The 23,608-nt window shown below is 70.3% G+C and carries 25 protein-coding genes; 12 read left to right on the top strand and 13 right to left on the bottom strand.

Annotated features, from left to right (window positions below; all coding sequences use genetic code 11):
- Positions 1 to 57: 57 nt before the first annotated feature.
- Positions 58 to 651 (bottom strand): TetR/AcrR family transcriptional regulator, encoded by a 594-nt coding sequence (locus A4R43_RS20740; RefSeq protein WP_113693852.1) that lies wholly within the window; start codon positions 649 to 651, stop codon positions 58 to 60.
- 111 nt (positions 652 to 762) lie between these two features.
- On the opposite strand from A4R43_RS20740, the gene A4R43_RS20735 reads away from it, so the two are divergent.
- Positions 763 to 1,575, top strand: coding sequence for an SDR family NAD(P)-dependent oxidoreductase (locus A4R43_RS20735; protein ID WP_113693851.1), 813 nt, complete (start codon positions 763 to 765; stop codon positions 1,573 to 1,575).
- Positions 1,576 to 1,588: 13 nt separating this feature from the next.
- Here the strand turns inward: A4R43_RS20735 and pdxR are convergent, their stop codons facing one another.
- Complete coding sequence (pdxR, locus tag A4R43_RS20730; protein WP_113693850.1) at positions 1,589 to 2,986, bottom strand: MocR-like pyridoxine biosynthesis transcription factor PdxR; 1,398 nt, start codon at positions 2,984 to 2,986, stop codon at positions 1,589 to 1,591.
- On the opposite strand from pdxR, the gene A4R43_RS20725 reads away from it, so the two are divergent.
- Together A4R43_RS20725 and A4R43_RS20720 are read left to right on the top strand one after the other, a co-directional pair.
- On the top strand, positions 2,985 to 3,485 hold the full coding sequence (locus A4R43_RS20725; protein WP_113693849.1) for a carboxymuconolactone decarboxylase family protein: 501 nt from the start codon (positions 2,985 to 2,987) through the stop codon (positions 3,483 to 3,485). The genes pdxR and A4R43_RS20725 overlap by 2 nt on opposite strands.
- A complete protein-coding gene (locus tag A4R43_RS20720; protein WP_113693848.1) occupies positions 3,482 to 4,204 on the top strand; it encodes an isocitrate lyase/PEP mutase family protein in 723 nt (240 codons plus the stop codon). The genes A4R43_RS20725 and A4R43_RS20720 overlap by 4 nt, the downstream gene beginning before the upstream one ends.
- 57 nt (positions 4,205 to 4,261) lie before the next feature.
- On the opposite strand, the gene A4R43_RS20715 is transcribed toward A4R43_RS20720, so the two are convergent.
- From A4R43_RS20715 to A4R43_RS20695, 5 genes are read right to left on the bottom strand one after another with little or no spacing between them, the layout of a single operon-like run.
- The gene (locus A4R43_RS20715) at positions 4,262 to 5,263 is read right to left on the bottom strand and encodes an ABC transporter substrate-binding protein (RefSeq protein ID WP_113693847.1); all 1,002 of its coding nucleotides are present in this window, start codon (positions 5,261 to 5,263) and stop codon (positions 4,262 to 4,264) included.
- Positions 5,264 to 5,298: 35 nt separating this feature from the next.
- Positions 5,299 to 6,354, bottom strand: coding sequence for an ABC transporter permease (locus A4R43_RS20710; protein ID WP_113693846.1), 1,056 nt, complete (start codon positions 6,352 to 6,354; stop codon positions 5,299 to 5,301).
- Between the two features lie 2 nt (positions 6,355 to 6,356).
- Complete coding sequence (locus A4R43_RS20705; protein ID WP_113693845.1) at positions 6,357 to 7,121, bottom strand: ATP-binding cassette domain-containing protein; 765 nt, start codon at positions 7,119 to 7,121, stop codon at positions 6,357 to 6,359.
- 2 nt (positions 7,122 to 7,123) lie between these two features.
- Complete coding sequence (locus A4R43_RS20700) at positions 7,124 to 8,161, bottom strand: class I mannose-6-phosphate isomerase (RefSeq protein WP_113693844.1); 1,038 nt, start codon at positions 8,159 to 8,161, stop codon at positions 7,124 to 7,126.
- A complete protein-coding gene (locus tag A4R43_RS20695) occupies positions 8,158 to 9,144 on the bottom strand; it encodes a LacI family DNA-binding transcriptional regulator (RefSeq protein WP_113693843.1) in 987 nt (328 codons plus the stop codon). The genes A4R43_RS20700 and A4R43_RS20695 overlap by 4 nt, the downstream gene beginning before the upstream one ends.
- Positions 9,145 to 9,425: 281 nt before the next feature.
- On the opposite strand from A4R43_RS20695, the gene A4R43_RS20690 reads away from it, so the two are divergent.
- Positions 9,426 to 9,791 (top strand): DUF3817 domain-containing protein, encoded by a 366-nt coding sequence (locus A4R43_RS20690; RefSeq protein ID WP_113693842.1) that lies wholly within the window; start codon positions 9,426 to 9,428, stop codon positions 9,789 to 9,791.
- A 71-nt stretch (positions 9,792 to 9,862) separates the two neighbouring features.
- On the opposite strand, the gene A4R43_RS20685 is transcribed toward A4R43_RS20690, so the two are convergent.
- Entirely contained in the window at positions 9,863 to 10,363 is a 501-nt protein-coding gene (locus A4R43_RS20685) for a MarR family winged helix-turn-helix transcriptional regulator (RefSeq protein ID WP_113693841.1), read from the bottom strand.
- 89 nt (positions 10,364 to 10,452) lie between these two features.
- Between A4R43_RS20685 and A4R43_RS20680 the strand changes: the two genes are divergently transcribed.
- A complete protein-coding gene (locus A4R43_RS20680) occupies positions 10,453 to 10,743 on the top strand; it encodes an MTH1187 family thiamine-binding protein (RefSeq protein WP_113693840.1) in 291 nt (96 codons plus the stop codon).
- A gap of 31 nt (positions 10,744 to 10,774) precedes the next feature.
- A complete protein-coding gene (locus tag A4R43_RS20675) occupies positions 10,775 to 11,743 on the top strand; it encodes a tetratricopeptide repeat protein (protein ID WP_113693839.1) in 969 nt (322 codons plus the stop codon).
- A gap of 67 nt (positions 11,744 to 11,810) precedes the next feature.
- On the opposite strand, the gene A4R43_RS20670 is transcribed toward A4R43_RS20675, so the two are convergent.
- Positions 11,811 to 13,256: a neutral zinc metallopeptidase gene (locus A4R43_RS20670; protein ID WP_113693838.1), complete on the bottom strand. Its 1,446-nt coding sequence runs from the start codon at positions 13,254 to 13,256 to the stop codon at positions 11,811 to 11,813.
- A 91-nt stretch (positions 13,257 to 13,347) separates the two neighbouring features.
- Complete coding sequence (locus A4R43_RS20665; RefSeq protein ID WP_113693837.1) at positions 13,348 to 14,745, bottom strand: neutral zinc metallopeptidase; 1,398 nt, start codon at positions 14,743 to 14,745, stop codon at positions 13,348 to 13,350.
- 75 nt (positions 14,746 to 14,820) lie between these two features.
- Here A4R43_RS20665 and glgP point away from each other — a divergent pair, with 75 nt between their 5' ends.
- Positions 14,821 to 17,379: an alpha-glucan family phosphorylase gene (gene glgP, locus A4R43_RS20660; protein ID WP_113693836.1), complete on the top strand. Its 2,559-nt coding sequence runs from the start codon at positions 14,821 to 14,823 to the stop codon at positions 17,377 to 17,379.
- 65 nt (positions 17,380 to 17,444) lie between these two features.
- On the top strand, positions 17,445 to 18,677 hold the full coding sequence (locus tag A4R43_RS20655) for an SGNH/GDSL hydrolase family protein (protein WP_113693835.1): 1,233 nt from the start codon (positions 17,445 to 17,447) through the stop codon (positions 18,675 to 18,677).
- A gap of 226 nt (positions 18,678 to 18,903) precedes the next feature.
- On the opposite strand, the gene A4R43_RS20650 is transcribed toward A4R43_RS20655, so the two are convergent.
- Positions 18,904 to 19,098: a hypothetical protein gene (locus A4R43_RS20650; RefSeq protein ID WP_113693834.1), complete on the bottom strand. Its 195-nt coding sequence runs from the start codon at positions 19,096 to 19,098 to the stop codon at positions 18,904 to 18,906.
- Between the two features lie 372 nt (positions 19,099 to 19,470).
- On the opposite strand from A4R43_RS20650, the gene A4R43_RS44640 reads away from it, so the two are divergent.
- Together A4R43_RS44640 and A4R43_RS20640 are read left to right on the top strand one after the other, a co-directional pair.
- Positions 19,471 to 19,857, top strand: coding sequence for a methylenetetrahydrofolate reductase (locus A4R43_RS44640; RefSeq protein WP_113693833.1), 387 nt, complete (start codon positions 19,471 to 19,473; stop codon positions 19,855 to 19,857).
- A gap of 160 nt (positions 19,858 to 20,017) precedes the next feature.
- Positions 20,018 to 20,758: an arginase family protein gene (locus tag A4R43_RS20640; RefSeq protein ID WP_113693832.1), complete on the top strand. Its 741-nt coding sequence runs from the start codon at positions 20,018 to 20,020 to the stop codon at positions 20,756 to 20,758.
- Here A4R43_RS20640 and A4R43_RS20635 read toward each other — a convergent pair.
- Positions 20,695 to 21,087, bottom strand: coding sequence for a rhodanese-like domain-containing protein (locus A4R43_RS20635; RefSeq protein ID WP_113693831.1), 393 nt, complete (start codon positions 21,085 to 21,087; stop codon positions 20,695 to 20,697). The genes A4R43_RS20640 and A4R43_RS20635 overlap by 64 nt on opposite strands.
- Positions 21,087 to 21,629: a cysteine dioxygenase gene (locus A4R43_RS20630; protein WP_113693830.1), complete on the bottom strand. Its 543-nt coding sequence runs from the start codon at positions 21,627 to 21,629 to the stop codon at positions 21,087 to 21,089. Before A4R43_RS20630 ends, A4R43_RS20635 begins: the two co-directional genes overlap by 1 nt.
- A 325-nt stretch (positions 21,630 to 21,954) precedes the next feature.
- Here A4R43_RS20630 and A4R43_RS20625 point away from each other — a divergent pair, with 325 nt between their 5' ends.
- Positions 21,955 to 22,767, top strand: coding sequence for an ABC transporter ATP-binding protein (locus A4R43_RS20625; RefSeq protein WP_113697765.1), 813 nt, complete (start codon positions 21,955 to 21,957; stop codon positions 22,765 to 22,767).
- 58 nt (positions 22,768 to 22,825) lie between these two features.
- On the top strand, positions 22,826 to 23,605 hold the full coding sequence (locus A4R43_RS20620) for an enoyl-CoA hydratase/isomerase family protein (RefSeq protein ID WP_113697764.1): 780 nt from the start codon (positions 22,826 to 22,828) through the stop codon (positions 23,603 to 23,605).
- Positions 23,606 to 23,608: the final 3 nt, after the last annotated feature.

Here is a 23,608-nt window from a genome sequence, read left to right as displayed (position 1 = left end):
CCGCCCGACCCTAGGCAGCGTTCTTCGTGTCCGAGGACGAGTTCGCCGACAGCGGAGCTATCGGCTCATCGCTCGCATGGCCAGGTCGACCACGGCATCCGCGTGCTGGGTGGTCACCGGCGCGGTCTGCAGCAACCAGCGGTGGTAGAGCGGCCCGTAGAGCATCTCCACCGCCACGTCGAGGTCGAGCTCGTCGTCGATCTCACCGCTGCGCTGGGCACTGCGCAGCCTTTCCTTGGTGGCCTCCAACGCGGGACCGAGCATCTTCTCCCGCCAGTGGCCCGCCAGCTTCGGGTCGTACTGGATCTCGATCGCCAGTGCCCGGAACGAGACGTCGAACTTCGGATCTGCCAGTTCCTCCGCGGTGGCCCGCAGAGCGTGCTTCAGGTCTTCCTTCAGATCGCCGGTCTCGAGCAGACCGAACCCCTGCTGTCCTTCCGTCAGGTCGAGCAGCGCGTCGAAGATCACCGCCGCCTTCGACGGCCACCAGCGGTAGATGGTCTGCTTGCCGACGCCTGCCCGCGCGGCGATCGCCTCGATCGAGGTTTTCGCGTATCCGCTCTCGGTCATCAGTTCCATCGCGGCGGACAGGATCGCCTTCCGCGAACGTTCACTGCGGCGCGTGGGATCCGGGCCCCGTGCCTCGCTCATGGCGCAACCATAGCACAAGACGAGTCGAGACGTCTCGTCTTGACATCTTCGATTTTCTCGGTCACGATGGTCAGGCAACGAGACGTCTCGTCTCGCAACGAGGAGGAGAACATGACCCGAGCGGATTCACCACGCGTCTGGTTCATCACCGGCGCTGGCCGGGGCTTCGGCCGTGAGTTCGTGCTGGCCGCTCTCGCGGCCGGGGACAAGGTGGTCGGCACCGCGCGACGGCCGTCCGCATTGGACGACCTGGTCGCGGCACACCAGGGACGGCTCGTCGTGCTGCCACTCGACGTCGACGACCGGACGGCGGTCTTCGACACGGTGGGCAAGGCGATCGCGGCGTTCGGCAGGCTCGACGTCGTGGTCAACAACGCGGGCTACGGCCTGCTCGGCGCGGTCGAGGAGATCACCGAGGAGGAGGCCCGCGCGCAGCTGGACACCAACTTCTTCGGTGCGCTCTGGGTGACTCAGGCCGTGCTTCCGCAACTACGTGCCCAGGGCTCGGGGCACATAGTGCAGATCTCCAGTGTCGGTGGGGTGGCCACCTTCGGCACCGCGGGTCTGTACGCGGCGAGCAAGTTCGCCCTGGAAGGAATGAGCGAGGCGCTGGCCCACGAGGTCGGCCGGTTCGGCATCCACGTCACTCTGGTCGAACCGGGCGGCTATGCGACCGACTGGGGCGGCTCCAGCATGAAGCTCGCCGTCGCCAATCCCGCGTATGACGTCGTGCGCGAGGAACTGGCGGCCGATCACGGCGACTTCGTGGAAGGAGACCCGGCCGAAGTCGCGGCGGCGGTGCTGAAGGTGGTCGGCACTGAGCACCCGCCGCTGCGGCTGCTGGTGGGTGAATCGATCTTCGATGGCATGGTGGCGGCCGTCGAGCAGAAGATCGAGGGCTGGCGGCAGGCGAGGTCATTGTGAACGGGTGAAAGGGTCAGCGTCCCGATGACCTGACACCGGCGTCTCGGAGCGTGGCCATCAGGGCGTCGATGGCCGGGGCGAAGGCGTGATCGGCCGGCGCGGCATAGCCGACGATGATGCCTTGCGCGTGAGGGCCAGGGGAGATCCAGGTGTCGCGGAGTGTTTCGAGCGCGAGCGAATGCCGTCGTGCGTGGTCGAGCACTTCCGCCTCACTTGGCCCGGTAGCGGGCAGCGGGACAAGCAGGTGCAGTCCCGCGGAGATCCCCGATGGGTGCAGTTGCCGCGGCAGCCGGGACAGCAGCCGGTCCCGGCGGTTGCGGTAGACCGCACGACGGCGGCGCACGTGCTGGTCGTACTTGCCGGATTCGAGCATCTCGGCGAGGACGTGCTGGCTGAGCGCGGGTGGCCGGGAACCGCGTTCGGCCACCGCGGCCCGGACCGGTTCGACCAGGGCACGAGGGAGCACGAGCCAGCCCAGGCGCAGCGCGGGCGCCAGGGTCTTGCTCGCCGTGCCCGCGTAGATGAAGCGCTCGGGAGCGAGCGACTGCAGGGCGCCCACCGGTTCCCGGTCGAACCGGAACTCGCCGTCGTAGTCGTCCTCGACGGCGAACGCTCCCGAACTCGTCACCCACCTGGCGAGTTCGGCCCGGCGCTCGGGGGCGAGAGTGACCCCCAGCGGGAACTGGTGGGCGGGCGTCACCACGGCGACCGGACTGTCCAGTTCGGACACCCGGAAGCCGGCCCCGTCCACCGGGACGCCGACGATGCGCTGCCCCGCGGCCCTGGCCAGGTCGCGGAAGCGGTGCAGGGACGGATCCTCGAAGGCCATCTCGTGCACGCCCTGGTGGTGCAGGGCCGAGGCGAGCACCGAGATGGCCTGTGCGAAGCCCCCGCACACGAGGATCCGGTCCGGGTCGGCCACCACGCCCCGACTGCGGGCGAGGTATCTGGCGAGTGCGGTGCGCAGCACGGGCGCACCAAGCTCGTCGGTGAGTCCGAACAGGTCGGGAGGTGCGTGCTGCAGCACCTTCCGGGTGGCCGCCAGCCATTCCGTGCGTGGGAAAGCGGCCAGATCCGGCCGGCCGGGCAGCAGGTTCCAGCGGGCGTCAGCTGGTTCCCTGCTCGGCCGCGTCGGTGACGCCTGCGGAGCGGCGATCGCGGCCACCTTGGTCGGCGCTCCCTGGCTGGTCCGCAGGTAGCCCTCGGCCGCGAGCTGGGTGTAGGCCTTCGTGACGGTGCCCCTGGCGACACCGAGGTCCGCGGCCAGCGCGCGGGTCGAGGGGAGGGCGGTCCCGGTTTCGAGCCTGCCGGACCGGATCGCCTGCCGGATCGCTTCGGCCAGTCCGCGCTGGCCGGAGCCCGGCTGCCAATCGAGGTGAATGTCGCGGGAACTGGACCACGGAACTGTCATGGAACTGGACCATAGCCGTGAACCAGTTGCCGGTAGCGTTGCGATCGTGACGAAGCGAATCCAACTGTCTGCGAACACCACCCTCTACAAATCGCTGCTGGCCCTGCACACCGAAGTGGAGAAGGCGGCCGCGGACGCGGGCCTGGACCAGAAGCTGATCGAGCTGGTCAAGATCCGCGGCTCGCAGCTGAACGGCTGTGCGTACTGCCTCGACCTGCACAGCCGCGACGCCCGCAACCTGGGTGAGGACGAACGACGCATCTTCCTGCTGGGCGCCTGGTGGGAGACCGAGCTGTACACCGAGCAGGAACGCGCGGCGCTCGCGCTGACCGACGCGATCACCAAGCTGTCCGAGCGGCAGGACGTGCCCGACGACGTGTACGAGCAGGCCACCAAGGTGCTGACCGAGGACCAGTACCGCGCGGTGTGCTGGGCGGTGGCAGTGATCAACACCTGGAACCGGCTCGGCGTCACCAGTCACAAGCCCCTGCCGCGATGACGGCGGCGAAGCTGCGGGAGCTGCACCTCCCTGGCCGTCCGCTGGTGCTGCCGAACGTCTGGGACGCCGACAGCGCCCGGCTGGTGGTGGCGGCGGGCTTTCCGGTGGTGGCGACCAGTTCGGCGGCGGTCGCGGAGTCCCTTGGTTACGCGGATGGCCAAGGGGCGCCGGTCGCGGAGATGTTCGCGGCGGCAGCGAGGATTACGCGGGTGGTCGACGTGCCGGTCACCGTCGATGCCGAGTCCGGGTATGGGCTGGCTGCCGCTGAACTGGCCGGGCGGCTGCGGGAAATCGGTGCGGTGGGCTGCAACCTCGAGGACACCGAGCCAGGTCGTGGTGTGCGGCCGGTCGAAGAGCAGGCTGAGCTGCTCGGGGCGGTCCGCGAGGCGGCGGGCGACGGACTGGTGATCAACGCCCGCGTGGACGTGTTCCTTGGCGCGGAAGACGAGAAGGCCGTGCTCGACGACGCCGTCGAGCGGGCGAGGAAGTACCTGGCTGCCGGGGCGGACTGCGTGTATCCGATCCACGTGCGGTCGGCCGAAGTGCTGCGGGCGTTTGTCGCGGCGGTGAGCCCGGCCGCGGTGAACGCCACGTTGTTCCCGGGTGGGCCACAGCGTGCGGAATTGGCGGAACTGGGGGTGGCGCGGATCTCGCTGGGAGCCGGGCTCTGGCGGGCTGGCCGCGTCTGGCTGGCGGAACGGCTCGCCGACCTCGGCTGAATCCGACGGCGGCCCTTCCACAGTCGTCCACTGTGGACGGGCCGCCGCCGGGGCAGCTCAGCACTGCTGCTTGTAGAAGTACTGCTGGTTGGCGTCCATGTTGTCCTTGGTGATGGAGTGCAGCGCGGCGGTGATGTTGCGCTGCACCGGCTTGCCCTCCAGCGCCGCGACGGCCTGCTGCACGCCCTGCTGGCCGATCGACGCCGGGTCCTGCGCGATCAGGCCCTGGTACTCGCCCTTGCGCAGGCCTTCGACCTCCGACGGGCTGGCGTCGAAGCCGACCAGGTTGACCTGGCCGATCTTCCCGGCGTTGCGGAGGCCGGTGGCGGCGCCTTCGCCGGTGTTCAGGTTGGTCGCGAAGATGCCGACCAGGTCGGGGGTGGAAGCGAGCGCCGCGGTCACCTTCGAGGCGGCCTGGTCCGGCTCGTTCTGGGTGAACTGCACGCCGGCGGACTTGAGGTTCGGGAAGTTCTTCAGCTCGTCCTCGAAGCCCTTGGCCCTGGCGTTGGTGGTGGAGGTACCCGCGATGGTGTCGAGCACCAGCACCGAGCCCGGCTTGTCACCGACCAGCTTGGCCAGCGTCTGGGCGGCGAGCTTGCCGCCTTCGGTGTTGTTCGACGAGATCGACGAGACGGCCACGCCGGTGTCCTTGAGCGCGGTGTCCACCTCGACGATCTTGGTGCCGCGGTTCTTCACCTGCTGGATCGGGGCGAGCATCGCGGTGTCGTCGGTCGGGGCGATCAGCAGGCCGGCCGGTGGGGCGGAGCCGAGCGCGTTGACCTTCTCGGTCTGCATCGCGGCGTCGAACTTCTGCGGGGCGGAGGTGTTCAGCTCGTAGCCGAGCTTCTTCGCCTCAGCTTCGGCGCCGCACTGCATCGAGATGTAGAACGGCTCGGCCTGCACACCGGGGATCAGGGTCAGCTTCTTGTTGTTCTGGGCCGGCTGCCCGCCGGAGTCGTTGCTCTGGCCGACCTGGCCCGAGCCACCGCAGGCGGTGACCAGTGCGGCGATGGCGAACGCCGAACCGGCGGCGACGAAGGTCTTGCGAGTGAACTTCATGGGGCACCTCTTTGTGCTGTTGCCGGGAACGGGGATCAGCGGCTGTTGCGCAGCCGCCGGCGTCGCTGGTCGAACCAGACCGCCGCGATCAGCACCGCGCCGACCGCGATCATCTGCCAGAAGTCCGGGACCTGGGTGATGTTGAAGCCCTTCTTCAGCACCGCCGGGATGAACACGCCGATCACCGTGCCGAGCACCGAGCCGATGCCGCCGAAGAGGCTGGTCCCGCCCATCACCGTGGCGGCGATGGCGTTGAGGTTGTCGGTGGTGTGCGCGGAGATCGTGGTCGAGGCGTAGTAGGCCAGCGACATGAAGCCGGCGACCCCGGCCAGGAACCCGGTGAGCGTGTACACCTTCAGCAGGTGCGCGGTCACCCCGATGCCGGAGCGCCGCGCCGCCTCGGCGTTGGAGCCGACCGCGTAGGTGTAGCGGCCGAACCTCGTGGTGTGCAGCAGCCAGGCGCCGACGAGCGTGATCACCGCCGCCACCAGGACCAGGTTCGGGATGCCGAACCAGGTGCCGTAGCCCAGCGTGTTGTTGAGCGCGGTCGGCACGCTGCGCACATCCGAACCGTTGTTGAGCAGGTACGCCGCGCCGAGTGCGGCGCCCATCGTGCCGAGCGTGACGATCAGCGGCGGGATCTTGGCCACCGCGATCAGCAGGCCGTTGATCAGGCCCCACAGCGTGCCCGCCACAACGCCGGTGACCAGGCCGACCGAGATCACGTCCCAGCCGGCGTTGGTCGCCGTGCCGCCGGGGCTGAGTGCCTCCATGGTCTTCGCGGACACCATGCCGGCGAAGATCAGCACCGAGCCGACGGACAGGTCGATGCCGGAGGTGATGATCACGAAGGTCATGCCCACCGAAAGCACCAGGAGCACCGCGGTTTCGATGAGCAGGGTCTGGAAGGTGAACACCGTGGCGAACTCGCCGGGGGCGGCGATGGTGAACACCACGCACAGGGCGAGCAGCACCAGCGCGATCCAGAAGGTGTTCGCCGACACCAGGCGCGTGCCCAGCGGGCGCTTGGCGAAGCCGCCCGTTCCGTCTACTTCGGACTGGACCGTGGACTTGGCGGGATCGGTTGTCATGCTCACGCCGCCTCCTCTTGGGGCAGCGCGCCGGTCATCGCGGCGACGAGGTCTTCGAGCTTGGTGTCCGCGGCCTGGAAACGGGCGACCCGCTTGCCGAGGCGCAGCACCTCGACCCGGTCGGCCACCGACAGCACCTCCGGCATGTTGTGGCTGATCAACACCACCGCGATGCCCTGGTCACGCACCTTCTTGATCACGTCGAGGACCCGTTCGCGCTGCACCACGCCGAGCGCGGCGGTCGGCTCGTCCATGAAAACGACCTTGCTGGCCCACACCACCGACCGCACCACCGCCACGCTCTGACGCTGTCCGCCGGAGAGCGCCGCGATCGGCACCTCCGTGCTCTGCAGGTTCACGCCGAGCCGCTGGAAGTGCTCCACCGCCTGCCGGCGCATCTCCGCCTTGTCGAGCATGCCGAGCTTGCCCAGCAGGCCCTTGCGATGGATTTCGCGGCCCAGGAACAGGTTCGCCGCCGGGTCAAGTTCCGGGGCGACCGCGAGGTCCTGGTACACGGTCTCGATGCCGAGCCGACGCGCGGTGGTGGGGGAGTCCAGGGTGACCTGCTCGCCGTCCAGCACGATCTTGCCCGAGGTGGGCTGTTCAGCCCCGGACAGGCACTTCACCAGGGTGGACTTGCCCGCGCCGTTGTCGCCGATCAACGCGGTGACCTCGCCCGCGTGGGCCTGGAACGAGGCGCCGCGCAGGGCCTCGACCGAGCCGTAGCGCTTGACCAGGTCCTGGGCGTCGAGCAGGAGTTCGCTCATGATCAGGTCCTCCTTTCCGGGGCCGGCGGGCGGCAGCGGATGATCGTCACATCCCCCGACAGCTCGGTCGCGCCGGCGGCGAACGGCACCACGAGGGTTTCGCCCCTGCTCAGCGTGAGTTCGTCACCGTGTTCGGTGCGCAGCGTGCCCGCACCGTCCATCACCACCAGCACCGCGAACGACGGGTCCAGGGCCAGCGGACCGGCGGGGCGGAGCTGGTCGGCGCGGAAGAACTCGCCGGAGCCGTCCGCGAGCAGGTCCACAGTAGACCCTTCCGCGCCGGCGGTGCGGCGGATGATGGTTTCGAGGCGATCGGGATCCCAGCCGGAGGTGTCCAGCGTTTCCAGCGCGGTGTCGAAGCCGATGCCGAGATGGCCCTTCTCCGGGCTGTCGAGGAAGTCGCGCCATTCGATGGTCAGCGAGAAGTCGGTCGGCTGCTGGAGTTCGACCACGAAGACGCCCTCACCGATCGCGTGGGGCAGTCCGGCGGGGATGTAGACCGTGTCCCCGGCGGTGACCGGGACGCTGTTCAGCGCGTCGAGCATGGACGGGGTGTCCTGCTCGCGCACCCATTCGTCGATGGTCTTCCGGCTCAGCGTCTCGCGGAAGCCGGGGTAGACGCGCGGATCGTCGCCGTAGGTGCCGACCACGATCCACGCCTCGGTTTTGCCGAAGTGCGAGTCGAAGTGCTTCCGGGCGAACGCGTCGGTCGGGTGGAAGTGCACCGGCAGGCGCTGACCGGCGTCGAGCAGCTTGACCAGCAGGCCGGTCGAGTCGGAGAACGCCTCGACGTGCTTCGCGCCGAGCCAGCCGGTGGGGTCGGCGCGGACGGCGTCGCGCAGCCAGCGGCCGTCGTCGAGCTTGGTCAGGCCGTTGGTGTCCTGCCCGTACATCGTGGTGATCGAGCCGACCCAGTCCTCGGGGCCGAAGTCGCTCGCGGAGGCGGACAGCCCGCGCAGCTCCGCGATGGCGTCGCCACCACGGTAGAACTGCGGCGGCTGGTTCGCGGGGAGCCGGAGCGGCGCGTGCGGAGCGCTCATCGAGGTGCCACCTCGCCGGAACCGCGGGCTACAAGACGCACGGGGAGAACTACCTTTCTCGGGGTGGACTGCTCGCCCTGGACCCTGGCGAACAGCAGATTGGCCGCGGCCTCGCCGAGCGCGCTTACGTCGTGCGCGATCACGCTGACCGGTGGGTCGAGCAGGTCGGCGAGTTCGAAGTCGTCGAAGCCGACCAAGGCGGGCCGGTTCGGGCTGTGCGCCAGCGCGCGCAGCAGGTGCACGGTGACGCGGTTGTTGCCGGCGACCACCGCGGTGGCCGGTTCGGGACCGGCCAGCAGGGTGCGGATCGCCTCGCCGACGCTCTCCTCGGTCGGCTTGCGCATGATGACCAGGCGTTCGTCGTAGCGGATACCGGCGCGGGCGCAGCCCTCGCGGAAGCCGCGCAGGCGCTCGCTGGCGGTGTAGATGCCCGCGCTGTCGGCGAGGAAGGCGATGCGGCGGTGACCGTGCGCGGCGAGGTGCGTGACCGCTTCGACGGTGCCGCCGATGTTGTCCACCAGCACGGTGTCGGCCACGATGTCGCCGGCCGGCCGGTCGATGAACACCACCGGGGTGCCCGCGCGCATTTCCGGCACCAGGTAACCGTGCTGCATGCCAGCGGGCACGATCAGCAGGCCGTCGACCCGGCGGGAGCAGAACTCGAGCGCCAGCTCGCGCTCCCGTTCGCGGTTCTCCTCGGACGAACCGGTCAGCACCTGGCGCTCGTGGGCGCCCGCGATCCGCTCCACGGCCCGGTTGAGTTCGGAGTAGAAGGGGTTCCCGACGTCCTCCACGATCAGGCCGATCGTGCCCGTGGTCGAGCCGCGGCGGAGGTTGCGCGCACCGAGGTTGCGCCGGAAGCCGAGCTGTTCGATGGCGGCCATGACCCGCTCGGCGGTGTCGGGGTGAACGGCTGGTTCGTCGTTCACCACTCGTGACACGGTCTTGATGCTCACGCCCGCGAGCCTCGCCACATCGCTCATCGTGGCGCGGCGGGCACTGCCCCGGCCAGGAGACGACAACGTTGTCATAGTGGCGGAGATTGCACACCAGCTCATGGCGCACTGTCAATACCCGCCTGCGCTGGGCGAGTGACAAGGTTGTCGCCCCGCTGGTCGTGAGCGTGATCACGCACCCCCGGTGTTCCGGTGATGGCGATCACGGCTCACACTGGGATCACATCGTCCGACAACGCGGTTGACGTGGGCAGGAAGCCTGCCCGTACCCGTTGTACGGACGTTTTTTCGACTTATAGGAGGAAGTCGTGTCCAGCAAGGCCGCTGTACTGTTCCGCGTGGCCGCCGTGGCCGAGGCACTGTCCTGGGCTGGTTTGCTGATCGGGATGTTCTTCAAGTACGTCGTCGAGTCCGGCGACGGCGGCGTGCCGGTGCTGGGCATGGTGCACGGCGTGGTCTTCGTGGTCTACGTGCTGACCTCCCTCCTGGTGGCCAAGCCGCTGCGCTGGAAGGCGGGCACCCTGGTGCTCGCGCTGCTCTCCAGCATTCCGCCGCTGGCCACCTGGGCCTTCGAGAAGTGGGCGCTGCGCACCGGCAAGCTGGACGGCCCCGAGCTGCTCGCGCACGGTGGCACCGGCCTGTTCGCCGACAAGGCCGAGCCCGTCGCCGCCTGAACCACGGCGCGGTGAGCACAACGGCACAGTGAGAACGGGGTCGCCCATGGCGGCCCCGTTTTGCTGTCCGGTCAGTCGGTGAAGTCGCCGGTGGCCTTGCGGACCTTGGTGAGCAGCTCGATCAGCTGCTGGGTCTGCCGGTCGGTGAGCCCGTTCAGGCCGAAGCCGATCGCGGTGACCGCCTCGGTGGCCTGCTCCCGGCGGGTGCGGCCCTCGTCGGTGATCTCGACCAGCGTGGTCCGGCGGTCGGTCGGATGCGGTACCCGCTTGACCAGCCCGTCCTTCTCCAGCCGGTCGACGATGTTGGTCACGCTCGTCGGGTGCAGTTGCAGGCGCTCGCCCATCACCCGCATCGGCAGGCTGGAGCGCTTCGCGAAGGTCAGCAGGACCAGCGCCTCGTAGCGGGCGAAGGTCAGGCCGTGCGGCTTCAGCGCACCGTCCACAGCGGACTGGATGATCTGCTGGACCCGCATGATCCCGGTCACCGCGGCCATCGTGCCGGAGTCGCCGATGCGCTCTTCCCACAGCTGCGCGGCGCGGGCGATCGGGTCGAAGGGCAGCGGGCTGTTCATGGCTGCCGAAGTTACCAGCGGGTACCGCGACGGTGGGGCAGGGTGGTGCTTAGCCAGCCGGTTCCCCACCCGTTTACGGAGGTAATTCCATGATCGTCGCGTTCAGCGTGGCCCCGCTCGGCGAGTCGGACGGTGTGGCCGAGGCGGTGGCGAAGGCGGTCCAGGTGGTCCGCGACTCCGGCCTGCCGAATGAGACCAACGCCATGTTCACCCTGGTGGAAGGCGAGTGGGACGAGGTGATGGCCGTGGTGAAGCGAGCGACCGAGGTGGTGCAGGCCGAGGCACCGCGGGTGTCGCTGGTGCTCAAGGCGGACATCCGGCCCGGCCACACCGGTGAGCTGGCGGGCAAGGTGGACCGGCTCGAGCAGCACCTGCGGTGAAGCAGGGCCCGAGGCGTGCCAGGATGGAACCGTGACACATCCACGCGGATCCGCAGCCAAGTCAGCAGCCCTTTCCGCCGCGCTGTCCGGCGCGGTGGACCTCTCCGCGCTCAAGGCCCGCGCCGACGCGGCGCGACAGCAGCGCCCGGCGCCGAATTCGCCGCCGCCCGCCGGTGGGGACAGCCCGCCCGCGCCGTCCGGCGGTGCGGTGCTCGAGGTCAGCGAGGCGACCTTCCAGGCCGACGTCGTGGAGCGGTCGCTGAAGCAGCTCGTGGTGGTCGACCTGTGGGCCGAGTGGTGCGGCCCGTGCAAGCAGCTGAGCCCGGTGCTGGAGCGGCTGGCCGCCGAGTCCGGCGGGGCCTGGGTGCTGGCCAAGGTCGATGTGGACGCCAACCCCCGCATCGCGCAGCTGTTCGGCGTGCAGTCCATTCCGACGATCGTGGCGATCGCCGGCGGTCAGCCGGTCGACGCCTTCTCCGGCGCGCTGCCGGAACCGCAGATCCGGGAATGGCTCAAGTCGCTGCTCGACGCGCTCAAGGACAAGCTCCCCGGCATCCAGGACGCGGGCGGCGAACCGGCCGAGGAGCCGGAGGACCCCCGGTTCACCGAGGCCGAGGACGCCTTCGAGCGGGGCGACTTCGCCGCCGCCAAGGCTGCCTACCAGCGCATTCTCGACGCCGAGCCAGCCAACGAGCAGGCCAAGGCGGCGCTGGTGCAGGTCACCTTCGCCGAGCGGTCCGCCCAGGTGGACCCCTCGTCCGTGGCCAGGGCGGACGCGGACCCGAACGATCTCGACGCCCAGCTCGCCGCGGCCGACTACGAACTGGCCCAGATGCAGGTCGACGAGGCGTTCAACCGGTTGATCGACGCGGTCCGGCGGACCGCGGGCGACGACCGCAACCGCGTCCGCGAGCACCTCGTCGGCTTGTTCGACCTGTTCGACGCCAGTGACGAGCGGGTGCTCAAGGCCCGCCGGAACCTGGCCTCGGCCCTGTACTGAGCAAGGAATTCCGAGCAACAAGAAGGGAGCTTCGCCCGCGGGCGAAGCTCCCTTCTTGCAGGCCCGATCAGCCGTAGTTCTGGGTGCAGACGCCCGAGCCCTCGAGGTAACCGCGCCGCAGCGACTCGACGCGCTCGAACCCGTTCTCCACCTGCTTGCCGTTGACGTCGGCGGCGATCACGCTCTTCGGCTGCAGGAGCTCGGCGATCGCCTCGTCGAGGTCACCCGAGGACAACCGCAGGTTCGCGCCGGGCTTGTTCGACTCCGCGGCCCAGGCGCCGACCAGGCAACTGGTCCGGAGCCCGGCGTTGGCGTTGTCGATCGAGGCGCCGACACCCTTCTGGATGCCCTGCGTGTAGCGCGAAGCGACCTCCGCGAACGCCGCGAAGTCACCGAGGCCACCCGGGTCCTCGCCCTCGAACTCCGCCTTGCGGTCACCGGTGCGGCCGATCGCGTTCAGGCCCTGCAGGTCGATGCTCACCGTGTTCGTGTCGGGGCAGTAGGACGCGGGCGGGGTGGCCGGGCCGCCGGGGCACGAGCCGCCCTCGTCGACGATCTTCGGCGGCTGCGCGCCCGCGTTGCCGAAGGCCTTGTCCAGGCTCTCCTGCAGGTGGCCGATCGCCTTCATGTCGATCTTCGTGTCGCCCTCGCCCTTGTCCTGCTTGTCGAAGGGCCGCTCGGTGATGCGCGCGTCGACGTTCTGCTGGTTGATCCCGGCGCACTCCTTGGCGCCCTTCTCGAAGCCCAGCTGGAAGGCGAAGGTCCGGTCGAACGCGGTGCCGTGCGCGGACTTGTCCTTGGCGGACTGCCCGGCCTGGTCGCGGATCATGTACAGCGAGGCGAGCACCTGGTTGATGCCCTCCGAGGTGGACACCCGGAAGTACTTGCTCTTCTCCTCGGCCATCCAGCGGAAGTAGCCGCCGGTGAAGCAGTCGGCCTGCTGCTCCTTGACCAGCGTCGAGGTGTTCTTGGTCATCCCGGCCTTCTCGGCGAGGCGGTACTGCACCGCGTGCCCGAACTCGTGGCCGAGCACGGTCACGATCGCCATCGGGCCGAACTCTTCGTTCAGCAGCGGCAGCAGCTGCTTGCGGTCCCAGGCGACCAGGTCCTCCGGCGGGCAGAAGAACGCGTTCATCGCCGCTTCCTTGAGCGACGCGCCGCAGACCTCTTCGCGGTCGGTGGTCGGGTCGTAGGACTGCAGCTGCTTGACCGGCTCGAACTGCTGCCCGAAGTGGACGGGCATCTCCTGGGTCCAGTAGTCGCTGACGTCGGCGATCGACGCGATGGCGATCTTGTCCTCGACGCTGTCGGTGGCGTTCTTGACGTTGAGGTTCGGCGCCGGGGCGTCGTCCTTCAGGCCGCTCTCGAAGTGCGTGACCGGCAGCCCGGCGACGTTGCCTTCGCTGGTCTTGTTCTCGTCAGCGCCGGGGCCTTCGCCCTTGCCGCTGCACGCGCTCAGCGTGAGCACGGCGGCCAGTGCGAGCAGGGCCCCCCGCCCCCAGTTCTTACCCATCGTCGCTCGTTTCGTTTCCGGCCCCTCACCAGGGCTGAACCAAGTCCGGCACAGCGCACCCTACTAAGCGGGCATTCCGGCCGCGCGAGGATCACCCCAGATCGCACGCCTTCGCCCCGCCGACAACACCGCCGCGGAAGGCCGACACGCGGTCGAAGCCGGATTTGATCGAGCCGCCGTCGACGTCGCGTGCCGGGTAGTCGTAGCCGAGCAGGACCTGCACGGCTTCGTCGAGGTCACCGGGGGAGACGGTGAAGTCGCCCTGCGGGTTGAGCAGTGAGCCGGTGTAGGCGCCGGCCAGGCAGAGCGTGCCGCGCTGCGCCGGTTCGCCGGTGGTCGGCCGTCCGGCCGCGTTGAGCGCGCCCAGGGCGAACCGGCTGGCCAGCACGGTCCCGGAGCCGAAGTCGCCGATGTTCGTGTGGATGTCGCCGAGCGTGCCCTCCTCGCGCACCTGGACCGCGTTCTGCTGCGGGCAGAACGCCACCGCGCCCTGCTCACCGCCGGTGCAGTTCGGATCGGTGGTCACCGGCTCGATCCTGGGTGGGGACCACTCGTGCCCCGACTGGGACAGCTCGCGGGTGAAGTACGCGCCGAGGTCGCCGGAGATCGCGGGCAGCAGGTCCGGCAGCGGGAGGTTGCCGCCGCGGGCCTCGTCCTCGGCGCTGGTGAACGCGCGCTGGGTGAAGGCGCGGTTCGACGCGTTGATGTCGGCGCACAGCTTGAGGCCGGAGTCGTAGCCGTCCTGGAAGGCCGAGACGCGGTCGAAGGCATCACCGTGGGCGGACGCCTCGCGGTGGGAGGTGCCCAGCGGGTCGCGGAAGGTGATCAACGCGCGCATCAGCGAGTCGAGCTCGTCGGCCTCGATGCGGAGGTGCTCGGCGTTGCCGTCGACCACCCAGCGGACGAACGCGCCGGCGTAGCAGTCGGCCATCGCCTCGATCACGATGCCGGGGTAGAGCGCGGCGTTGTCCCGGTCGCCGCCGCGGCCGAGCCCGGTGCGCTGCTGGACGGCGTGCCCCATCTCGTGCGCCAGCACCAGCACCACGCTGCCGCCGCCGAAGCGTTCGGTGAGCACGGGCAGCAGGGCCGCGCGATCCCAGACGATCACGTCACCGTTCGAGCAGTAGTAGGCGTTGCCGCTGATGGTGGCCGCCGACTCGGTGCACGGCGGCGGTTCGGCCTCGGCGTCGGCGGTGTCGACCGAATAGAAGCCGCCACGCAGGTCCTCCCACTGGCCGCCGAAAACGGCGGGGAAGTGCTGCGTCCAGAACGCCTGGATGTCGGTGATCGAGGTGGCGGCGAGGCGGTCCACGGCACCGCCGTCCGTTCCGTTCACGAAGTCCGGCTCCACCACGCTCTTCGTGCTGCGGGAGAGGTCGTCGGCGAGCACCGCCGGGCTGCGGACCGCGGTACCGCGCACGGCCGTGCCACAGGCGGCGAGCGACACCACGGCGAGAGCGAGCGCGATCAGGGTCGCGGGCGTGCGCATGCCCCCATTGTGCGGCAGGTGACCGGCTGTAGTGGGCTACCGGCCGGACCGTGGCCGGAACGCTAGGGTCGCGGCATGAGAGCAGTCCGCCGGTTCACCGTCCGCCCGAGTCTGCCGGAGCCGCTGGCCGGGCTCCGCGCGCTGGCCACCAACCTGCGCTGGACCTGGCACCCGCCTACCCGCGACCTGTTCGCTTCGATCGACGCGAAGCTGTTCAACGAGATCCGCGATCCGCTGCGCCTGCTCACCGCGCTGCCGCCGGCCCGGCTCGAGGAACTGGCGCTCGACGACGAGTTCCTCGCCGCGGCCCGCGCGGCCACCGAAAACCTCGAGCACTACCTGACCGAGCCGCGGTGGTACCAGCGCCGTTCGCGCGAGGGCGAGGGCACGCTGCCCGCGGCGGTGGCCTACTTCTCGATGGAGTTCGGGGTCACCGAGGCGCTGCCGAACTACTCGGGCGGGCTCGGGGTGCTCGCCGCCGACCACCTCAAAGCCGCTTCCGATCTCGGGGTACCGATGATCGGCGTCGGCCTGCTCTACCGCGCGGGCTACTTCCGCCAGGCGCTCTCGCTCGACGGCTGGCAGGTCGAGCACTACCCGGTGATCGATCCGATCGGCCTGCCGCTGGAACTGGTCACCGGCGCGGACGGCACGCCGATGCACGTCGCGGTCGCCATGCCCGGTGGCCGCGAGCTGCTGGCGCAGGTGTGGAAGGCGCGTGTCGGGCGGATCCCGTTGCTGCTGCTGGACACCGACACCGACGTCAACGACGACGACCTGCGCGGGGTGACCGACCGCCTCTACGGCGGCGACGCCGACCACCGCATCCGCCAGCAGATCCTGGCCGGGATCGGCGGCATGCGGGCGGTGCGCCAGTACTGCGCGCTGACCGGGCACCCGCAGCCGGAGGTCTTCCACACCAACGAGGGGCACGCCGGCTTCCTCGGCCTCGAACGCGCCGGCGAGGTGATGCGCGCCGGGCGGCTGGCGTTCGACCAGGCCCTGTCGGCGGTGCGCGCGGGAACCGTGTTCACCTCGCACACGCCGGTGTCGGCCGGTATCGACCGCTTCCCGGTCGACCTGGTGCAGCGCTACTTCGGGGACGGCAGGCTGGTGCCGGACGTGGACCTGCGCAACGTGCTCGCGCTCGGTGCCGAGGAGAACCCCGGCATGTTCAACATGGCGCACATGGGCCTGCGGCTGGCGCAGCGGTCGAACGGCGTGTCCGCGCTGCACGGCCGGGTTTCGCGCCGGATGTTCGCGCGGTTGTGGCCCGGCTTCGACGAGCGCGAGGTGCCGATCTCGTCGGTGACCAACGGCGTGCACGGGCCGACCTGGGTGGCGCGTGAGCTGAGCGCGCTGCTCGGCGGCAGTCACGAGGAATGGGGTTACGACGGCGATTCCGACAACTGGTCGGGCATCCGCGATCGGGTCAGCGACGAGCAGCTCTGGGCACTGCGCCGGGACCTGCGGCAGAAACTGGTGATGGAGGTGCGCCGCCGGGTGCGCGCGGCGTGGCTGCAGCGCGGTGCGTCGGCGCTCGAACTCGGCTGGACCGAGCACGTCTTCGATCCGGACGTGCTGACCGTCGGCTTCGCCAGGCGCGTGCCCACCTACAAGCGGCTGACCCTGATGCTGCGGGATCCGGAGCGGTTGCGCGCGCTGCTGCTCGACGAGGAGCGGCCGGTGCAGGTGGTGGTCGCCGGGAAGTCGCATCCGGCCGACGAGGGCGGCAAGGCGCTGATCCAGCAGATCGTGCGGTTCGTCGACGACGCGCGCGTGCGGCACCGGATCGTCTTCCTGCCCGACTACGACATGGCGATGGCGCGGTACCTCTACCGGGGGTGTGACGTCTGGTTGAACAATCCGACACGTCCACTGGAGGCTTGTGGGACTTCCGGCATGAAGTCCGCGTTGAACGGCGGGCTGAACCTGTCGATCAGGGACGGCTGGTGGGACGAGTGCTACGACGGCAGCAACGGCTGGGCGATCCCGACCGCGGACGGCGTGCTCGACCCGCTGCGCCGCGACGACCTGGAGGCCGCTGCCCTGTACGACCTGCTGGAACTGCAGATCGTGCCGTTGTTCTACGACCGCGGACCCGGTGGCACGCCGGAAGGCTGGCTGTCCCGCGTCTGGCACACACTGGAGACGCTCGGGCCGCGCCTGCAGGCGTCGCGCATGGTGCGTGAGTACGTGGAGACCGGCTATCGCCCGGCAGTGGAGAAGGTGCACGGCGCGATCGCGGACGGTTACCGCGGGGCGCGCTCGCTGGCCGAATACCGGACGAAGGTGGAGATCGCCTGGCCGCGGCTGACCATCTTCGACACGGACCTGCAGGTGGAGGCCCCGGACGTGCTCGTGGTGGGCACCGAGGTGCGGGTCACCGCGCGGATCGACCTCGCCGGGCTCGAACCGTCCGAAGTGGACGTGCAGGCGGTGGTCGGCAAGGTCGGCGACACCGATGACCTGGCCGAAGCCGTCACCGTGTCAATGGAACCCGCTGGCATCGGTGCCTTCGAGGCGAAGCTCCGGCTGCCGTACGCGGGCTCGCTCGGTTACACCGTCCGGGTACTGCCGCGGCACGACCTCCTCGCCACCCCCGCCGAGCTGGGACGCGTGATCCACGCCTGAACCTCGTTTTTGTCGGACCCCTTCGCTAGCGTTCGCCTCACCTGCTGACTGGGAGGACAGGTCCGATGAAACGAAGACTGCTCGGCTTGCTGCTGGGCTTGGTCACCACGGCCGCGATCGGCACCGCGCCGACGGCCGCCGCCACCCCGGAATCGGGGCTGTGGGCGGGAACCTGGGCAACCGCGGTCCAGAAACCGTCGTCCGGGCTGGGGCCGAACTGGTCCGAGGCCGGGTTCGCCGACCACTCGGTGCGCCAGGTCGTCCGGGTGGCTTCGGGCGGGGTTTCCGCGCGGATCCGGTTGTCGAACGAATACGGCGGCCAGCCGCTGAGGCTGACCGGCGCGACGGTGGCGCGCGCGGGTGAAGGCGCCGCGGTGAAGCCGGGGTCCGTGCGGGACCTGCGGTTCCGTGGCGCGCGGTCGGCGGAGATCCCGGCCGGGGGCGAGCTGCGCAGCGACCCGTTGCCGTTGCTGGTGGCGCCGCTGGAGGAACTGACGGTCACGCTCTACTTCCGCGAGCCGACCGGGCCGGTCACCGCGCACGTGAACGCGATCGCGACCAGCTACCGCGCGAGCGGCGACCACCGGGCGGACACCGGCGCGGCGGCGTTCACCGAGACTTCCACTTCCTGGTACCTGCTGTCGGGCGTGGAGGTGCTCGCGCCGGGCAAGAGCGCCGTGGTCGCCTTCGGCGATTCGATCACCGAGGGCGCTCTGTCCACTGTGGACGCCGACAATCGGTACCCGGACGAGCTGGCCGAGCGGCTGGGCGGCAAACGGCCGGTGCTGAACACCGGGATCGGCGGCAACCGGGTGCTCACCGACTCGAACTGCCTCGGCGAGAAGGCGACCGCGCGGTTCGAACGGGACGTGGTGGCGCAGCCGGGGGTGCGGTCGGTGATCGTGCTGGAGGGCATCAACGACATCGGGATGAGCGCGTTCCCGCCGGACGATTGCCTCGGGCCGACGCCATGGGTGAGCGCGGCCGAGCTGATCGCCGGGCACCGTGAACTGATCAAGCAGGCGAAGGCCGCGGGCATCCGGGTGATCGGCGGCACGCTGACGCCGTTCAAGGGCTCGTTCTACTTCAGCGAGGAACGCGAGGCCGTGCGGGACGAGGTGAACCACTGGATCCGGACCTCCGGCGAATACGACGCGGTGGTCGACTTCGACCGGGCGCTGGCGGACCCGGCGGACGAGGACCTGATGCTGGCCGCCTACGACTCGGGTGACCGTCTGCACCCGAACGATGCCGGCTACCACGCCATGGCGGCGGCGATCGACGTGAAACAGCTGTAACCGAGCGACCCGGCGGCGGTTCGGTTCCGGACCGCCGCCGGGCCCACCATTCCGGCCGCCACTGGCCAGGGGCTTCAGGGCCGTCGGCCCCAGGGAGGGGCGGCCCCGCAAGTCCTGCTCGGTCGTTCGGCCGAGCAGGCGGCAGCCGCCGGGTTCCGCCCCGGGGCCCGCGATACACAGGCGACGAAGGGAGCACCCCAGACGAGTTCCACCCTCCACAGCCGAGTCACCCAGCCACGCTCGTGCTGGACGCCGCTTCCACACACGAGCGGGGCTGCGCACCCGGCGCGCGACGAAGGCCACTGCACAGCGTGAGCCCGCGGAGGGTGAGCAGCACCGCGGACACGAACAACAACGAGATCACCACGAGCCACGAGTCCGACGGCTCGAGCCGCTTCCCAGCCTCGAGCCACGCCCGCACTTGAGCCGCTCCCACACTCGAGCCACGCCCTCACTTGAGCCTCGTGCCGCCGAGTTCGCCTGTCGGTCCACTGCGAGCGAGCAGCCGGGTTCGCCTGCCGGTCCGCTGGGGTTGGCTGGGTTTGCCTGTCGATCCGGTGCGCTCGGGCCGCCGAGTTCGCCTGTCGTTCCGCTAGGTTCGAGCCGCTGCGTTTGCCCGTCGAGCCGCTGGGTTCGGCTGGGCTTGGCTGTCGTGCCGCTGGGTTTGGGGCTGGGTCGACCAGTTCGGTGACCGCGGCCAGCCCCTCACCGCCCGGCCCGATCGCCGTGGTCAGCCTGTCCGCCACCGCCCCGAGATTGGCCGCCACCCCGGTCAGCACGGTGTCCACGCCGAGTGCCGCCGCCGGGTGCCCGGCGTCCGCCGCGGCCAGCGCGGCGTCCCGGTTCTTGGCCGCGTCGACCAGGTGGCGCACCATGTCACCTTCGCCGCGCCGATGTGGTGCTGCGCGGGGATCCGCCCGGTGACCCGCGGGCGCGGTGGATCGCGTACCCGCAGGGCTTCACCTACGCGGCCGAGCTGGTGGAGCTGGTCAAGTCGATGGGCGACCCCTCGGTCGGCGTGGCGGCTGGGTTTGGCTGTCGTGCCGCTGGGTTTGGGCGGCCGGGTTCGCCTGCCGGTCCGCTGGAATTGGGCAGTTGGGCATGCCCGTGGCTTTGCCAGGAGCGCCTCGAAGGCGGCTGCGGCCTGCGCCGTGAGCTGGCCGTGTTCCGCAAGCCATAGGCGCGGCGACGCTTGCGATGCCCGCGCCCGGGTAGGCGATCTGCACTATGCAGCCGGGCTCCGCGTTCGGGCCTGCGTTCAGGAGGTGGACTCCGCGCTTCGGTGCTGGTGGCCCGCGGAGGGGCTGCGGAGCCGGGCGTGGCTTCCTAGGGTGAAATGGATGAGCACACTGCTGGTGCCGTATCACCTCGACGAGTCGATGTCCGAGCTGCCACAGCGGGCCGGGCGCGTCATCACTGCCGAGATGCCGCCTGGCGAGTTTTGGTCCCGTATCGCGCCGCTTCATGGGGTGGTGGCTGACGCGGTCGCTGACGCCGACAGACCAGCCGTGATCGCTGGGGATTGCACGGTGGCGTTGGGTGTGGTCGCCGGGTTGCGGCGTAGGGGGGTGGTGCCCGCGGTGGTCTGGTTCGACGCGCACGGCGACCTGCACACCCCGCAGAGCAGCGCCTCCAACTACCCCGGGGGCATGCCGTTGCGCAGGGTGCTGGACCAAGGTGTCGGGCCCGTGTGGCTCGTCGGTGCTCGTGACCTCGACCCGCCGGAGGCCGAGTTCCTTGCGGCCACCGATTCAGTCCAAAGGGCCGAAATCGGCGAGCTCACCGTGCCGGATGGGCCCATTTACCTGCATATCGACCTGGACGTGCTCGACCCGGCCGAGGTGCCCGGCTTCCGGTTCCCGGCCGAGCGCGGGCCGTCCGCCAAGGAGATCCGTCAGGCGGCACGGCGGGTGCTGGACACGGGACGCGTGGTGGCCATGACGCTGGTGTGCAGCTGGCAGCCCGGCCACGGCGCCAGCCGCGCGGCCGGGCCGCTTGTCGACGAGCTGCTGGACTACTACGGCACGGCGGGGCGACCGCCCGGCTCCACCGGCAGTCCGGCGGACCGCCACGCACGGTAGCCGCCGACCAGGTCCGTCGCCTGGTGCAGGCCGAGGCGTTTCAGGTCGGCGGCGGCGAGGCTGGAGGCGTAGCCCTCGTTGCACACGACCACCACCGGCAGATCGGCGTGCACCTCGGGCAGGCGGTGCTCGCTGGCCGGGTCGAGCCGCCATTCGAGGTGGATTCGTTCCACCGGCACGGAACCGGGGATCTCGCCCTCCTCGGCGCGGTTCGCGTGCGGGCGGATGTCCACCACGAGCGCACCCTCGGCCTGCATGCGGTGCGCCGCCGCGGGCTCCACCCTGGTCAGGGTGGCGCGAGCGGCGGCCAGCGCGTCTTCGATGCTCATCAGCCCAGCGTCACCGGGAGAGCCGGGATCTGGGCCGGGACGTCCGCCAGACTTTGGTACTCCCGCGTCGGCACCAGCGGCGGCGAGTACGCGTGCACGCTGGCCGCCGGGGTGGCGCCGGCGCCGGTCACCTGGTGCGCCCGCCCGGCGCCGAAGCCGATGCCGTCGCCCGCGAAGTGCGCCCGGCGGCGGATCGGGCCGCCCGGGTAGCGGTACTCCTCGGCCAGTTCGCCCTGCAGCACGGTGAACGAACCCGCCGCGCCACCGTGGTCGTGCGGGGCGGTGTGCTGGCCGGGCAGCCAGGACAGCAGCCACAGCTCGACCCCGTCGGTCAGCGCAAGGCGCGCCCACCACCGTTGCTCCTCGTCGAACCGGAGGATCGTGCGCAGGCTCCCGGTCAGCTCACCGGCCACCGTCCTGGTCAGGTCGGCCAGTTCGCGCGGGGTCCACAGCTGCCGTTCCGGGTGCAGCAGGTCGGGGAGCAGCGGGTCGGTGATGCGGGGGTGGATCTCGAAGTCGGGACGAACGAGTGACTGGGTCATGGCGGTGCCTCCGGGCGCGTGCGGAAAAGGGATGAACTACGGCACTGCGCGCGGCACGGGCTGAACCCGGACGAAACAGAGAGAAAGAAGGCGTCAGCCGCCGTGCCGCGCGGGTGTACATCCGCACGAGGCGACGAGCAGGAGGTCGACGGTCAGGTCGGACCACATGTTGCGCCACCCGGTGCGGCGCCATGCGGTTGTCGGCCTGTTCACAACCGGCATACTGCCACAGATCGACTACGCCCGGTCAGCTGTTCCACGCGGTGGACACGGTGGGGGTAGGCCGTTGCGCGTGCGCTCCGCCGCGTCGGTGACAATGGCGCCCGTGACCGAGCTGACGCAGCCGAACGAACTTGACGACCTCGTGGTGCGGATGAGCGGCGTGGGGGTGCGGCGCGGCCAGAACGACCTGCTCGCCGACCTCGACTGGGCGGTGGAACTCGACGAACGCTGGGTAGTGCTCGGCGCGAACGGTGCCGGCAAGACCACCCTGCTCCGCCTGGCCGCCGCCGAACTGCACCCGACCACCGGCACCGTGCACCTGCTGGGCGAACGGATCGGCAAGGTCTCGGTGTTCGAGCTGCGCCCGCGCATCGGGTTCACCTCGGCCGCGCTCGCCTCGCGGGTGCCCGCCGACGAGGTGGTGCGCGATGTGGTGGTCAGCGCCGGGTACGCGGTGCTCGGCCGCTGGCGTGAGGTGTACGACACGCTCGACACCGAGCGCGCCGAGGAACTGCTCGGCGCGATGGGCATCAAGCACCTGGCCGACCGCACCTTCGGCACGCTGTCCGAAGGCGAGCGCAAGCGCGTGCTGATCTCGCGCTCGCTGATGACCGACCCCGAGATGCTGCTGCTCGACGAGCCCGCCGCCGGGCTGGACCTCGGTGGCCGTGAGGACCTGGTGGCGCGGCTGTCCGAGCTGGCCCTGGACCCGGACGCACCGGCGATGGTGCTGGTCACGCACCACGTCGAGGAGATCCCGCCGGGCTTCACCCACGCGCTGCTGCTGCGTGACGGCCGCGCGGTCGCGTCCGGGCTGGTCGACGACGTGCTGACCAGCGAGAACCTATCCGCCACCTTCGCGCAGGACCTGGTGTTGGAGCGCTGGGGCGACCGCTACTTCGCCCGTCGCCGGTAGATCCGCGTACTGCCCGGTAGCCTGCTGGAACCAGTCAAGCTTGCCGAGGAGGATGGGCGTGGGAGAGTTCGTAGCTGTCGAGGTCGAGGCCGGGGTGGGCACGATCCGGCTGGACCGCCCGCCGGTGAACGCGCTGAACAACCAGGTGCAGGCCGAGCTGGCGGAAGCCGCCAGGGAGGTGACCGAGCGCGCCGACATCCGCTCGGTGATCCTCTACGGCGGGGAGAAGACCTTCGCCGGTGGCGCGGACATCAAGGAGATGGCCGCCCGTTCCTACCCCGAAATGGTGACCTTCGGCACAGCGCTGTCCACCTCGCTGAGCCTGCTGGCCGGCATTCCGAAGCCGACCGTCGCCGCGATCACCGGGTACGCCCTCGGCGGCGGGCTCGAGCTGGCGCTGACCGCGGACCGCCGGGTGGCCGGTGACAACGTCAAGGTGGGTCAGCCGGAGATCCAGCTCGGCGTGATCCCCGGCGCCGGTGGCACGCAGCGGCTCGCGCGGTTGATCGGCCCGAGCAAGGCCAAGGACCTCGTCTACACCGGCCGCTTCGTCAAGGCCGAGGAGGCGCTCGCGCTCGGCATCGTGGACGAGGTCGTCGCGCCGGACGAGGTGTACGCGGCGGCGCACAAGTGGGCAGCGCAGTTCGTCAACGGCCCCGCGGTGGCGCTGCGTGCGGCGAAGGCCGCCATCGACGGCGGGCTCGACCTCGACCTGGCCAACGGCCTCAAGCTGGAGACCCAGCTGTTCGCCGGGCTGTGGGCGACCGAGGACCAGGCCGCCGGCATGCAGTCGTTCATCGAGAACGGCCCGGGCAAGGCCACCTTCGAAGGGAAGTGAGCC

The sequence above is a fragment of the Amycolatopsis albispora genome (assembly GCF_003312875.1).
In the GTDB taxonomy this organism is placed as follows: Bacteria; Actinomycetota; Actinomycetes; order Mycobacteriales; family Pseudonocardiaceae; genus Amycolatopsis; species Amycolatopsis albispora.
Note: the sequence above shows the minus strand (reverse complement) of the source record. Positions and strands in the feature narration are given on the sequence as shown.